The organism is Actinokineospora sp. HUAS TT18, from assembly GCF_051364635.1.
In the GTDB taxonomy this organism is placed as follows: domain Bacteria; phylum Actinomycetota; class Actinomycetes; order Mycobacteriales; family Pseudonocardiaceae; genus Actinokineospora.
Genome location: NZ_CP195645.1, coordinates 2370378 through 2383627, shown reverse-complemented (window position 1 = coordinate 2383627; position 13250 = coordinate 2370378). Strand labels below are relative to the sequence as shown.

The following is a 13250-nucleotide window of genomic DNA, read 5'->3' as shown; positions in this document are numbered from 1 at the left end:
GCGAGGGAGAGGGCGTCCATGAGGCTGTCCAAGAAGACTTTGTTCCCATTACTGGTATTGGCAATGGCGGTCCTGCCCGCCGCCGCCGTGCCGAACGAGGCCGACCGGGTCATCGGGGTCGCGGCGATCGATCCCGACCAGGCCACCGGCCCTGCGGGCTCCGACGAGTGGTTCGCCAGGCAACGGCTGTTCCCTGACCCCACGGTTGACCTGGCCGGGAACCTGTCGCGCGCGCAGCGCCAGGCGAAAACCCTGCAAACAGGCCACAGCCGCGCGTCGATCCAGGCCGCGGCGGCGTGGCAGTCACTCGGCCCCGGGCTCGGCGGCCGGGTCTCCGACCTCGCGCCCGACCCGACCCGCGCGAACACGATCTACGCGGCCGCCGCGTCCGGCGGGCTCTGGAAGAGCACCGACGGCGGCGTCTCGTTCAGCTACTCGTGGGGACCGGACCTGCCGCAGGGCGTCGGCGCGGTCGCCGTCGCCGCCAACGGGACGATCTACGTCGGCACCGGCGAGGGCAACCCCGGTTCCGCGTCGTACTCCTTCCCCGGCAACGGCGTCTACAAGTCGACCGACGGCGGCACGACGTGGGCGGCGATGGGCCTGGCGGGCACCGACCGCATCGGCCGGATCGCCATCGACCCCAACAACTCCAACCGCGTCTTCGTCGCCGCCGCGGGCAAGCTCTACCAGCCGGGCGGCGAGCGCGGCCTCTACCGCACCGAGGACGGCGGCACGACCTGGACGCAGATCCTGGCGGGCGCCAACACCACCACCGGCGCGATCGACGTCTCCCTCGGCGACTCCAACACGGTCTACGCCGCGATGTGGGACCACACCCGCACCCCGGCGGGCCGCGTCTACGGCGGCGTCGGCTCCGGCATCCACAAGTCCACCGACGGCGGCGCCACCTGGACCCGCCTCGCGGGCGGCCTGCCCGCGTCGAGCAGCAACCTCGGCCGGATGGGCGTCGCGGTCGCCAAGAGCGACCCGAACCGCCTGTACGCGATCGCCGCGAACACCCCCGGCAACTTCCTCGGCTTCTGGACTTCCACCAACAAGGGTGCGAGCTGGACGCAGATCACCAGCACGTCGGCGCTGAGCAGCTCGCAGTCGACCTTCGGCTGGTGGTTCGGCCGGATCTTCGTCGACCCGCTCGCCGCCCAGCACATCTGGGTGCCGGGTGTGCCGATGCTGGAGTCGAGCAACGCGGGCGGCAGCTGGACCAGCAACAGCTCGTCGTTCCACGTCGACCAGCACGCCGTCGCGTTCGACCCGTCGGTGGCGAACAAGGTCTACATCGGCAACGACGGCGGCATCTACCGCTCCACCCAGAACGGCTCGCTCAGCGGCTCGTGGACCAAGAGCACCAACCTGGCCAACATGCAGTTCTACAGCGTCGGAGTGTCCCAACAGGACCCGACGCGGATCAACGGCGGTCTGCAGGACAACGGCTCGGTGCGGTCCTGGGCGGGATGGGGCTCGTACAACGGCGGTGACGGCCTGGCCAACGTGATCGACCCGACCAACCACCTCAAGGTGTACGCCTGTTCGCAGAACGGGGTATGCAACCGGTCCACCAACGGCGGCAACTCGATGTCGGCGTTCGGCGCGGCGACCTCGGACCGCTGGAACTGGTTCTCGCCCGTCGTGCTCGACCCGTCGAACCCGGCGATCGTGTACTTCGCGGGCAACCGGGTCAACCGCTCGACCAACTCCGCGGCCGGGTTCAGCGTCATCAGCCCGAACCTGACGGTCACCACTTGGGGCACGGTCTCGGCGATCGGGGTGGCCAAGTCGAACCCGGCGGTCATCTACGCGGGCACCGACGACGGCAAGCTGTGGGTCACCCGCAACACCGGTTCGACGTGGACCGACATCACCGCGGGCCTGCCCTCCCGGTACATGACCAGGGTGACGGTCGACCCGACCGACGCGAACCTCGCCTACATCACGGTGTCCGGCTACCGCAACGGTACCAGCGCCGCCCAGGTCTTCCGCACCACCAACGGCGGTACGTCCTACACCGCGATCTCCGGCAACCTGCCCGACGCGCCGGTGAACGACATCGTCCTCGACCCGCAGAACCGGAACGTGCTGTACGTCGGCACCGACGTCGGCGCCTTCACCTCCACCAACGGCGGCGCGAACTGGTCGCCCGTCGGCACCGGGATGCCGCTGGTGCCGGTGACGGACCTGGAGACCTCGGTGTCGTCGAACCAGACGGTCCTGACCGCGGCCACCTACGGCCTCGGCATCTACCAGATCCGCCCGACGAGCACCCCGAGCAACGACTTCTCCATCGCCGCGTCCCCGGCCTCGGCCACCGTCAACCCGGGCGTCTCGGCGACCACGACGGTCAGCACGGCGGTCGTGTCCGGCACCGCCGAGTCGGTCGCCTTCTCGGCTTCGGGGCTGCCGAGCGGCGCTACGGCGGCGTTCAGCCCGACGTCGGTCACGGCCGGTGCGTCGAGCACGGCGACGATCACGACCTCGGCGTCGACCCCGGCGGGCACGTACCCGATCACCATCACCGGGTCGGCCGCTTCGGCGACCAGGAGCACGACGTTCACCTTGACCGTGGCGTCGGTCGGCGGCTGCGCCAACACCAACGGCACGGACGTCGCGATCCCGGACAACACCACGGTGACCTCGACGATCGTCATGTCGGGCTGCTCGGGCAACGCGTCGTCGACGTCGAAGGCCGAGGTGCACATCCTCCACACCTACATCGGTGACCTGGTCGTGTCGCTCGTCGCCCCGGACGGCACGGCGTATGTGCTGCACAACCGGACCGGGTCGGGCACCGACAACATCCACCAGACCTACACGGTGAACCTGTCCTCCGAGGTTCGCAACGGCACGTGGACGCTGCGGGTGCAGGACGCCGCCTCGCAGGACATCGGCACCATCGACACGTGGACGCTCACCTTGTGATCGCGGTGAGGGTTCGGCGGCAGATCTTGCCGGTCGGACCCAGCGGAAGCTCCGGGAGCACGACCAGCAGTTCCGGGAGCTTCCGCTTCTCCACCCCGCGCTCGTCGTGCAGGAACGCGGTCAGGTCGGGCAGCGTCAGTTCGGCGCTGCCCGACCGCTGCGCGACAAACGCGCACAGGCGTTCGCCGAGGTCGTCATCCGGCACGCCGACACACGCGACCTCGGCGACGGCCGGGTGGGTGCCGATGTGGCCTTCGACCTCGGCCGGGCTGATGTTGTGGCCGCCGCGGATCACCACCTGCTTGATCCGGCCGACCACGCGCAGACCGTCGTCGTCCAGCACGCCCAGATCGCCGGTCCGCACCCAGCCGTCAGGCGTCCGGTAGCGGGCGTCGAGGTCGGGGGCGGCGACGTAGCACAGGGGAGTCATCGGGCCGCGTGCGCGGATCTCGCCCTCGACCCCTGGGGGCACCGGGTTGCCGTGCGTGTCGGTGATCTGGATGTCGGTGACCGTCGGGTCCGGACGGCCGACCCCGGCGCTGTGCCGTGCGGTGTGGCAGTTGACGCCGTCGGCCGAGCCGTAGACCGTGATCACCCGCCCGAGCCGCTCCTCAACCGCCGCGCGGGTGGTCTCGGGCAACGCGGCGCCGCTGGAAACCATGACGCAGGCGATCCTTCGGTCGGACTGGTCGGCCATTCGCTGGAGCATTGTCGGCACGCCGAACACGTGCGTCGGGCGGTGCTCGCTGATCATCCGCAGGCCGGCGCCCGCGTCGAAGCCGGGGCGGACGATGAGCGTCTGCCCCAGCGCGGCGACCGTGACCGGGACACCGCACGAGCCGAACGACGACGCCAGCGGCACCAGCACCAGGTTGCGCATCGGTCCGGTGCCGAGCGCCCGGACGTAGTTGGCGCGCGCGCCGAACGCGTTGTGCGAGTAGGCGACCATCTTCGGCTCGGACTCCGATCCCGACGACACCAGGATCCGCGCCGGGGCCTCCGGGTCGATCTCGACCGGTGACCAGGCTTCAGATCCGCCCGGCGTGAGAATCGCGACGTCAGCGGGCTCCGAACCGTCGGCGGCGTCGGTGATCAGCGCGCTGGCCCTGGCCCGTCCCAGCAGACTCGGCGTGTCCCGTTTGCCACCGGGGAAGGGCAGCGCGACCGCGCCGATCGCCAGCACGGCCAGTTCCGCGGCGACCGTGTCCCGGCCGTTGGGCAGCCGAATGCCGATCACGTCGCGCGCGCCGAGGCCCGCGGCGGTCAGGTCGGCGGCGATCCCGGTGACTGACGCGTTCAGCTCGGCGTAGGACAAGGTGCCGTTGGGGTCGATCACCGCGTCGCGGGTCGGGTCGGCGCGGACGTGGTGGAGGAAGAGGCTGTAGAGGTCTCGGCCAGGGCAGAACCCTCGCTCGACCCACTCGCGCCGGTCCTTTGCGGGCACCAGGTCTGTTATCCGGAGTCCCTTGGTGGACACCCAGCTCACTCGAACTCCCACGGGGACGCTGGAGCGGCGTATCCCTCGCGGTGCAGGACGCGGTCGAACTGTGGGCCGAGTTTCGCCAGGTCGGTGCACACGGCGGCGCCCGACAACCCGGCATCGCGCAACCGGTCAAGCGTGGTGTTTGTCGGCTCTACCTGATTGCCAAGGGCCGCTGTTACTTTGTGCGGCTGGGCGGCTGTTTCCTTGGACAGCGCGACAAATCCGTCTTCGGTGGCGATGGGGCGATGCCATTTGGTCCACACGGGACGGTCTGTGGGCACGAGCGCCGCGGCTGAGAGCAGGGACGAGTCGACGCGGGAACCGCGCCCGGTGCGTGCGCGGGCCAGCAGCCCGGCCACGATCGCCGTCGCGGACACGAGCCCACCGAGGACGTCGGTCAACGTCATCAGCGAGGGTGCGGGCGGTTCGCCTTGGGGCCTGACAGCGGCGGCGAGTCCGCTGTGGGCCTGCACGAGGTAGTCGGTGCCCAACGGGGGCCTGGAGTGGTCGCCCCAGCCGGACGCCCACGCGTAGACCAGGCCGGGACGGGCCAGGTCGGTGGAGTCGAGCCCCCACCGCTGCGCTCTGCCCGGCGCCCAGTTGTGGAGGAACACGTCTGCCTCGGCGACCAAGTCGCGCACGGCGTCGGGGTCGGTGGACAGGTCGATCTCCACGACGCGTTTGCCGTCGTTGATGGCGCGGAACCTGGCCGAACAGTCACCCGCCATCGGCGGCACCCCGCGCAGCGGATCACCCCCCGGCGGCTCGATCCGCACGACTTCGGCCCCCAGCGACCGCAACACATGCCCCGCCAACGGCCCCTGCACCCGCCGCGTCGACTCCACGACCACGAGCCCCGCCAACGGCAGCCCATCGGCCGCCGGACGTGTTCTCGGCACCCGTCCGTCTCTCCCGGCCAGTGGCGTGATCGTCCATGGCGGGACCGGTGCCATCGGCATCTCCCGCACCTCGACCACGCTCACCCCGCACGCCGCTCCGATCCGCGCGATGTCGGCGAATCGCTTGCGCCGCACCGCGTTGAACAGATCACGCGGGAGTGGGCACGTGGCGGTCGCGAATCGCCGCTGGAACGCGGGCCAGGCCCGACCGAGTGCCTGGCCCGCGTCCAGTTCCTCCCAGAACCGCCGCCACGCCGCGGCGTCAAGGGTCTCGATTTCGAACCGGACATCGTCGGCCGAGGTGAACGGCGGTCCGCCGAGGCCGCCGGGTTCCGCCCAGTCGTCCCCGCACGTCGCCGCCGCCAAGTACTGCGCCACTGACAGCAGTGCCGCCTGTCCGACGGACGTCCGCACCGCGTCGACCCGCAGTCCCCGCGAGCGTCCGACCAAAGCGGCCAACACGCCTTGCGCGGCAAGCACTCCGGCCACCGTGGACGCGTAGTCCACCGCCAGCGGCAACGGCCTTCCAGTGGATCGGCCGTGCACCGCCATGATCCCGGTGGCGGCCTGCACCTCGATCTCATCGGTCAGCGGCAGGTCGATCGGACCGGCCCACCCGACGTCCAGCTCCACTTCACCAGGGCCGACGCCGAGCGTGCGCAGCAGTGATCCGGCCAGACGTGTCGCCGACTTGTCGGGCAACACCGGTGACAGGGTCACGCGGCCTCGGCGTGGTAGCGCTTCGTCGTGGCGTGCCATTCGCGGCTTCCGCCGCACCACGCCCACGTGTCAGCGAGGAAGCGGCGGAGCATGGGGGAGCCGACCATGCTGAGCGCGGCGGCCTCGGCGACGAAGCGCTTCATCAGCTCGTTGTGGATCTCGACCGTGCGCTTGACCGCTTGGCGCGGTGTGCAGCCTTCCTCTTCCATGATCGCGATGGGCAGGCTGATGTCGTTGTCGGCTTCCTTGCTCATCGAGTGCAGATCGTTGAGCAGCACCGCCGCCGTCCCGGCCATGGTGAACGCGCGCCGCACCGCCGGGTCGAAGAACTCCTGCGCGGGCAGCTCGTAGCCCGCGATCGCGTCGACCAGGATCATCGGGGGCAGGTAGCTGTTGTGGTGGCGGTGCATCAGGTATTCCCACGCCGCGGGCCGCTGCCCGGTGACGCGCCAGCTCGCGTTCTGGCTCAGCGCGGTGAACAGGATCGCCATCTGGTGCTGGAACCGGCCCATCTGCGGCACCGTCGTGTACTTGGCCAGATGCTCCATGCCGCTGCGGAACGCGTGCACGATCGGCTCGTCCTGGATGAATTTGTCGAGTTCCGGCTGGTACCGCGCGGGCAGCGCCACCGGGTCGACCACGCCGTAGAGCACGCCCAGGCGCGCGGCGGCGATGACCGGATCGGCGCCCATGTCCTCTTCGTCGAGGTAATAGTCGTCGGCTGCCCACTCGGCGACGACAACCTTGGTGGCGGCCAGCAGCCGGTCCGGGTCATCGGTGGCCGGGTGGGTCAGCATCATCAGCCTGCCGAAGCCACACGACCGCAAGTGGTCGAGCCTGCCGGGGTAGATCCCGACCTGCCCGGCCCACTCGACCAGCAGGTTGTCGACTTCCTCGCCCAGCGCGGGGTTGTCGCGCACCGGGCCGGGGCAGAACAGCTCCGGGATCTCGTCGTCGTCCGCGGGCTCAGGTTCAGGCTCGGGTGCGGGGGCCATGAGCAGCTGGGGGAGCCGGACCGCGGCCATGCCCAGGCTGCTCGGGTTCTCGATCGGCAGGAACACGCTGGACGCCGCCGGTGCCGGTGGGGACGCGGCGAGCACGGCGGCCAGTTCGCTCCCCGGCGCTGTGCCCATGGACGCCAGCAGGGCCGTGGCCCGGCGGGCGATGTCATCGGTCGACGCGGGGGCGAACAGGCGGGACAACATGGTTTCCAGGCCTCAGATTCGGTCGGCGGCGATCAGGAGGTAGTGGAAGCTGCCTTCGCGGTAGGCGGTGAGGAACGGGTCCTCGATGCCGGTGGCCACCGACGACTTCGCACGCAGCTCCCAGTACGGGATCGTCGCCGCGGTCAGGTCGACCACGTTGATCGGCACGAAGTGGTTGGCCGCCAACGCCTCGAAGTACTTGCTGCGCGGGTGGATGTTGCACGTGTAATGCTGGTCGATCTGGCTGACGGCCTTGGAGCGCCCGCCGGTCACGTCGTTGTAGCAGCCGGTGACGCACACGTAGCGGCCGCCGAACGGGATCAGCCTGGCGAACTCGCCGTACAGGTCGTCGAGGTCGACGTACATCGTCGTCTCGTTGGTCCAGATGCCGTTCATCGAGCCGGTCTCGAAGCCGGTGTCGAGCATGTTGCGGAAGTGGAAGCGGACCTGGTCGTCCACGCCGCGCTGCCGCGCCTGGTCGTTGGCGAAGGCGACCTGCGCCTCGGAGATGGTGACGCCGTCGACCTGGCAGCCGAACCGCTGGTTGGCCATGAAGGACGTGCCGCCGCGGCCGGAGCCGCCGTCCATGAGCCTGCCGTTGGGCGGGATGTCGCCGAGGTGGTCGAGCAGGACGTCGGCCTGCGCGGTCTCCAGGCGGTGCATCTCGGCGATGATGGCCTCTTCCGGGCCGCCCAGCACGGCCGGGTCGTAGTCACCGATGCCGTAGTGGTGGTGGTAGAGGCCGTCGACGTCGCCCAGCCGCAGGTTGACCGGGTCTTTCTCGTTGTTCCAGTACGTGGCGACCGAGCGCTGGTAGTCGTTGCGCAGCACTGGCCGGGTGGGGACGTCGGGGACAGGCCGCGTAGCGGTCATTGGTGCGAACTCCTTCAGGTTGGGAACAATGGGGTCAGTCGGTGCGGCCGAGTTCGACGTCCTCGAGCACGCCGAGCGCGTCCGGGGTCAGGACGGCGGCGGAGTAGTAGGCGCTGACCAGGTAGGAGGTGATCGCCTTCGCGTCGGTGCCCATGTTCCGCACCGACAGGCCGGGGCGGTACTCGTCGGGCAGGCCGGTCTGGTGCAGGCCGATGACGCCCTGGTTCTGTTCGCCGACGCGCATCAGCATGATCGAGGTGATGCCGCGCTCGCTGATCGGGATCTTGCCGCAGGGCAGCACCGGCACGCCGCGCCACGCGGGCACCATCTGGCCGTTCATGTCGACGTGCTGCGGGTAGACGCCGCGGCGGGTGCACGCCTGGCCGAACGCGGCGATGGCCTTGGGGTGGGCCATGAAGAAGCTGGGCTCCTTCCACACCGTGGCCAGCAGCTCGTCCATGTCGTCCGGGGTCGGCGGGCCGGACCTGGTGTGGATGCGCTGGCTCAGGTCGGCGTTGTGCAGCAGGCCGAAGTCCCGGTTGACGACCAGCTCGCGCTCCTGCCGTTCCTTGAGCGCCTCGATGGTGAGCCGCAGCTGCTGCTCGGCCTGGTCCATCGGGTCGTTGTAGAGGTCGCTGACCCGGGTGTGCACGTGCAGGACCGTCTGGGCGACGCTCAGCTCGTACTCGCGCGGGGCCGCGTCGTAGTCGACGAACGTGCCGGGCAGGTCCGGTTCGCCGGAGTGGCCCGCCGACAGCGCGATCTCGGCTTCGCCGTGCTCGTCCTGGGCGTGGGCGGCCGCGGCGCGGTAGCTCGCCAGGTGCGCGCGCAGCGCTTCCGACCGTTCGCTCAGCTCCTGGAATTCCCGCCTGGGCAACACAAGTACGGTGCAGCGGGTGGTGGTGCGGGCGGTGAAGTCCCACGTGGACTCGGCCTCGGCGAGCACGGCGTCGCCCATGCGGTCGCCGTCGGCCAGCACCGCCAGCGTCGTCGGGTCGCCGAAGTGGCCGGACGCGAGCTTGGCGACCTTGCCGTGGGCGATCAGGAACAGCCGGTCGACCGCCCCGCCTTCCTCCACAATGGACTGCCCGGCCTCGAATTCGAGCTGGGTGAAGCGGTTCGCCAGTTCGGCGAGCACCTCTTCGTCGTCGAATCCGCGCAGTGGGGCCAACTCGCGCAGCTCGTTGGGGATCACCCGGATCTCGGCGCCGGTGCTGACGAACTCGACCCGGCCGTCACCGACGGTGTAGGTGCGCCTGCGGTTCACCCGATAGGCGCCACCTTTGGCCTCCACCCACGGCAGGGCGCGCAGCAGCCAGCGTGAGCTGATGCCCTGCATCTGGGGGACGGATTTGGTGGTTGTCGCGAGGTTGCGCGCTGCGGCGGTGCTCAGACTCTGGGGGGAGTGATCGGTTTCGGTGCCGGCTTCCAACATGTCCGTCACTGATCAACAGCTCCTATCGCGATCTCCTGGCGAAGATCGTCGTTGGACGACGACTCCCAAGCTAGCACTGGGTTTCCGTGTGGCGCAGTCGCTCGACAGGGTGACAGCCGGAGATCATCCGTGCGCCGGGTCAACACCCCTTTCGTGTTATCGCCTGGGCGGGCGCGGTGCGGCAGACTGGCGGCGTCCGCTGACTTGCCCACCTGATTGGTGTGATGTGTCGTGACGGTGACCGAGCCCGATCTCAACCTGAACGGGCACGCACAGCTCAGCCTCAGCACCAAGGCCGCGCGCACGCTGGCCACCACCACCAAGTCCGAACCGCAGATGCAGGGCATCTCGCCGCGCTGGCTGTCGCGGATGCTGCCGTGGGTGGAGGTGGCGGCTGGCACCTACCGGGTGAACCGCCGTCTCACCTACACCCTCGGCGACGGCCGCGTCGAGTTCACCAACGTGGGCGCGCGCATTCGGGTGATCCCACAGGAATTGCGCGAACTCGCGCTGCTGCGCGACTTCGACGACGAGGAAACGCTGGCCGCGCTTTCCGACCGCTTCGAGCAGCGGGAGTTCGCGCCCGGCGACGTGATCATCCGGGCGGGGGAGCCCGCCGACCGGATCTGGCTGATCGCCCACGGCAAGGCGGACAAGCAGGGCGAGGGAAAGTACGGCGACAAGGTCGCGCTCGGCATGGTGGCCGACGGCGACCACCTCAGCCAGGACGGGCGGTGGGATTTCAGCCTCACCGCCGTGACCGCGTGCACCGTGTTGACACTGGCCCAGACCGCGATCGAGGAAGTCGCCGAGCAGTCCGAGCAGCTGCGCGTCCACATCGACCGGTTCCGGTCACGACCGGTGCGATCGCAGAACAAGCACGGCGAGGCCGAGATCGCCCTGTCCGCAGGCCACTCGGGTGAACAGGAGCTGCCCGGAACCTTCGTCGACTATGAGTCCACGCCGCGCGAGTACCAGCTCAGCGTCGCGCAGACAGTGCTGCGGGTGCATTCCCGGGTGGCCGACCTCTACAACGAGCCGATGAACCAGACCGAACAGCAGTTGCGGCTCACCGTGGAAGCGTTGCGGGAGCGCGAGGAACACGAGCTCATCAACAACCGCGAGTTCGGACTGCTGCACAACGCGGACTTGAAGCAGCGCATCCACACCCGCACCGGCCCGCCCACGCCGGACGACATGGACGACCTGCTTTGCCGCCGCCGCAAGACAAAGCTGTTCCTCGCCCACCCGCGCACCATCGCCGCCTTCGGCCGCGAATGCACCAAACGCGGCATCTACCCGACCACGACGGAGGTCGACGGCACCCCCGCGATGGCGTGGCGCGGCGTTCCGATGCTGCCGTGCGACAAGATCCCCATCACCGACACCAACACCAGTTCGATCCTCGCGATGCGGTTGGGGGAGGACGACCAAGGTGTCGTGGGACTGCGCCCCGCGGCGGTGCCGGACCAGTTCGACGCCGGGCTGAACGTGCGGTTCATGGGGATCAACGAGAAGGCCGTGATCTCGTATCTGGTGAGCACCTACTTCTCCGCCGCGATCCTTGTCCCGGACGCCTTGGGAATCATGGACAACGTCGAACTGGGCCGCTGATACGCACTAGGCGCTGCGCCGCATGTCGGCCCAGGTTCTCGTCGGGTCGCCTTCGGCGAGGATCGTTGTCGCGTCGTCTGTCGGCGGGTAGATGGTGACCTCGTTGATCGCGCGTTTGATCACTTTGGCCTGGTCGCCGGTCGCACGCACGGAGCGCTCGAAGCCGGTGGTGAACACCGCGCCCGCCGAGCCGAGGTCGAGGCAGGTCACGTAGGGCTCGGGGGAGAAGGCTCGTGCGGGCAGGCCAAGCAGGTCGGCCACGGCGTTGTGGCCCGCGTGCCTGCCCAGCGGGATCGCGTGCTGACAGCTGGGCATGGTGAGCTCGCCGCCCGCGTCCGCCGCCGCGGTGTCGCCCGCCGCGAAGACGTCCGGCGCCTCCGGCACCCGCAGGTGTTCGTCGACGTGGAGCCTGCCGAGGTGGTCGCGCCTGCCCGGGACCTGCCGGGTCAGCGGACTCGCCGCCACACCCGCCGTCCAGACCACCGTGCGCGCCGGGACGGCGGTGCCGTCGGACAGCCACGCGCCGGTGGCGGTGACGGCGTTGACCTCGACGTTGAGCCGCACTTCGATCCCCAGCGTCCGCAACGCCGCGAGGATCGCAGGCCGCGGGCCCGGCCCGAGTTCCGGGCTGACCGACTCGGCGCGCTGCACCAAGACGACCCGCGCGCGATCGGCGAGTTCGGTGGCCACTTCGAGTCCGGTGAACCCGGCTCCGACGACCACCGCCGTGGACTGCCCGGCCTGGCGGAGGTGCTGGTCGAGTTTGACCGCGCCCGCCAGCGAGTCGACGTCGTGCAGGTGTTCGGCGCCGGGCAGCTTCGGCCTGCGCAGCGCACTGCCCGCGGCGAGCACCAGCCTGCGATAAGGCAGGTCACCGCCGTCGACCTTGACCGTGCGGGCGTCGGTGTCGATCGCGACGGCCCGGCCGGTGATCCGCTCGACCCCGATCGGCCGCAGCACCCGGTCGTAGGGCACCCGCATCGACCCGGGATCGGGTTGGTAGAGCCGCGGCCGCACGACCATCGCGTCGCCAGGGTCGACCAGCGCGATGTCCAGCGCGCGGTCACCCCGCAGCCGGGCCGCCGCCATCGCGGCCCACACCCCGGCGAAGCCGCCACCGACGATCAGGACGTCAGGCACGGGTGAACCACTCCTCGAAGCGTCCCGGCGCACCCGGATAGCGTCCGACGAACGTCTCGACCAGGTCCGCGATGCTCTGCCCCGCAAGGGATTCCCGCCATGCCAGCTCCGCCGAGCGCATGGCGGTGTCGATCGTGCACGCGGCCTTGGCGCTGCCCCAGCTGCCCGAGGTGCCCTGGGCCCGGATCTCGGTGCACCGGAACGCGGGCCGCCGTCCCTCGATCGCGACCACCACGTCCAGCAGCGTGATCTCCGCTGCGGGCCTGGCCAGCCGGAACCCGCCGCCGGGGCCGCGGGAGGACGACACGATGCCTTCCCGCGCGAGCGCTTGGAGGTGCTTGTTCAGGTAGGCCGTCGGCAGGTCGTGGAACGACGCCAGCCTGGCCGCGGTGACCGCGGTGCCGGGTTCCAGCACCGCCAGGTTCAGGCAGCAGTGCAGCGCCCACTCCACGCCGTCGCTCAGCTTCACAACTCTGGACACTACATATCTGGATATCTACTGTCCAGAGTTGACGCCTTCCTGACGGACATCCATGCCCGGATCAGGTTCAGGATGGCCAGAGTGCCGATCGTGAGCATCAGGCCGCTGAACACGGTGGTCGTGATCCGCAGGCCCGGGGTGTCGAGGTGGGCGGCGAGGAGAAGGCCGCAGCTGCCACCGGGCCACGTCAGCAGGAACGCGGTGCCGAAGAGTGGGCCGAGGGCCAGCGCGATGATCTCGCTGCCGGACTTGCCCCTGCGCGCCCAGGTGGCGAGCCAGAGGTGGATCGCCGCGGCGAAGCCGACGACGGCGGTGGAGACGCCGAAAACTATCCACAGAACCAAGGTCATCGCGTTGCCTCCAGGGGTCGCCGTCGCCGTGTCCTAGCGTGCTGCGCATCGGACAGGATGTCAAGACACGCTGTCCGGACATAGTGTCCGCACGGGCGCTGAGTGGCTAATAG

At 69.8% G+C, this 13250-nt stretch carries 10 protein-coding genes; 2 read left to right on the top strand and 8 right to left on the bottom strand.

Annotated elements, in window-relative coordinates:
• Positions 1-63: 63 nt before the first annotated feature.
• The gene (locus ACSHT8_RS10520; RefSeq protein WP_436500110.1) at positions 64-2937 is read left to right on the top strand and encodes a proprotein convertase P-domain-containing protein; all 2874 of its coding nucleotides are present in this window, start codon (positions 64-66) and stop codon (positions 2935-2937) included.
• Here the strand turns inward: ACSHT8_RS10520 and ACSHT8_RS10515 are convergent.
• Genes ACSHT8_RS10515 through ACSHT8_RS10495 form a run of 5 tightly spaced genes read right to left on the bottom strand, consistent with a single transcriptional unit; the run spans position 2927 to position 9552 of the window.
• Positions 2927-4423, bottom strand: a complete 1497-nt coding sequence (locus tag ACSHT8_RS10515) for a class I adenylate-forming enzyme family protein (RefSeq protein WP_436500108.1) — start codon at positions 4421-4423, stop codon at positions 2927-2929. The genes ACSHT8_RS10520 and ACSHT8_RS10515 overlap by 11 nt on opposite strands.
• Positions 4420-6024: a CoA transferase gene (locus ACSHT8_RS10510; protein WP_436500107.1), complete on the bottom strand. Its 1605-nt coding sequence runs from the start codon at positions 6022-6024 to the stop codon at positions 4420-4422. The genes ACSHT8_RS10515 and ACSHT8_RS10510 overlap by 4 nt, the downstream gene beginning before the upstream one ends.
• Positions 6025-6035: 11 nt before the next feature.
• The gene (locus ACSHT8_RS10505; protein ID WP_436500105.1) at positions 6036-7244 is read right to left on the bottom strand and encodes a family 2 encapsulin nanocompartment cargo protein terpene cyclase; all 1209 of its coding nucleotides are present in this window, start codon (positions 7242-7244) and stop codon (positions 6036-6038) included.
• A gap of 12 nt (positions 7245-7256) precedes the next feature.
• On the bottom strand, positions 7257-8117 hold the full coding sequence (locus ACSHT8_RS10500; RefSeq protein WP_436500104.1) for a geranyl diphosphate 2-C-methyltransferase: 861 nt from the start codon (positions 8115-8117) through the stop codon (positions 7257-7259).
• A gap of 34 nt (positions 8118-8151) precedes the next feature.
• Positions 8152-9552 (bottom strand): family 2B encapsulin nanocompartment shell protein, encoded by a 1401-nt coding sequence (locus tag ACSHT8_RS10495; protein ID WP_436502034.1) that lies wholly within the window; start codon positions 9550-9552, stop codon positions 8152-8154.
• A 231-nt stretch (positions 9553-9783) separates the two neighbouring features.
• On the opposite strand from ACSHT8_RS10495, the gene ACSHT8_RS10490 reads away from it, so the two are divergent.
• Complete coding sequence (locus tag ACSHT8_RS10490; RefSeq protein WP_436500101.1) at positions 9784-11166, top strand: family 2B encapsulin nanocompartment shell protein; 1383 nt, start codon at positions 9784-9786, stop codon at positions 11164-11166.
• Positions 11167-11172: 6 nt separating this feature from the next.
• Here ACSHT8_RS10490 and ACSHT8_RS10485 read toward each other — a convergent pair whose 3' ends face one another.
• Genes ACSHT8_RS10485 through ACSHT8_RS10475 form a run of 3 tightly spaced genes read right to left on the bottom strand, consistent with a single transcriptional unit; the run spans position 11173 to position 13137 of the window.
• On the bottom strand, positions 11173-12306 hold the full coding sequence (locus ACSHT8_RS10485; RefSeq protein WP_436500099.1) for an NAD(P)/FAD-dependent oxidoreductase: 1134 nt from the start codon (positions 12304-12306) through the stop codon (positions 11173-11175).
• Positions 12299-12787, bottom strand: a complete 489-nt coding sequence (locus ACSHT8_RS10480; RefSeq protein ID WP_436500097.1) for an RrF2 family transcriptional regulator — start codon at positions 12785-12787, stop codon at positions 12299-12301. Before ACSHT8_RS10480 ends, ACSHT8_RS10485 begins: the two co-directional genes overlap by 8 nt.
• On the bottom strand, positions 12787-13137 hold the full coding sequence (locus ACSHT8_RS10475; RefSeq protein ID WP_436500095.1) for a hypothetical protein: 351 nt from the start codon (positions 13135-13137) through the stop codon (positions 12787-12789). Before ACSHT8_RS10475 ends, ACSHT8_RS10480 begins: the two co-directional genes overlap by 1 nt.
• Between the last annotated feature and the right edge of the window lie 113 nt (positions 13138-13250).

Excerpts from the sequence above, each read along its gene's own strand:
- ACSHT8_RS10520 (WP_436500110.1), top strand. The coding sequence starts at position 64 with ATGGCGGTCCTGCCCGCCGCCGCCGTGCCGAACGAGGCCGACCGGGTC.
- ACSHT8_RS10505 (WP_436500105.1), bottom strand. The coding sequence starts at position 7,244 with ATGTTGTCCCGCCTGTTCGCCCCCGCGTCGACCGATGACATCGCCCGC.
- ACSHT8_RS10500 (WP_436500104.1), bottom strand. The coding sequence starts at position 8,117 with ATGACCGCTACGCGGCCTGTCCCCGACGTCCCCACCCGGCCAGTGCTG.
- ACSHT8_RS10495 (WP_436502034.1), bottom strand. The coding sequence starts at position 9,552 with ATGTTGGAAGCCGGCACCGAAACCGATCACTCCCCCCAGAGTCTGAGC.
- ACSHT8_RS10475 (WP_436500095.1), bottom strand. The coding sequence starts at position 13,137 with ATGACCTTGGTTCTGTGGATAGTTTTCGGCGTCTCCACCGCCGTCGTC.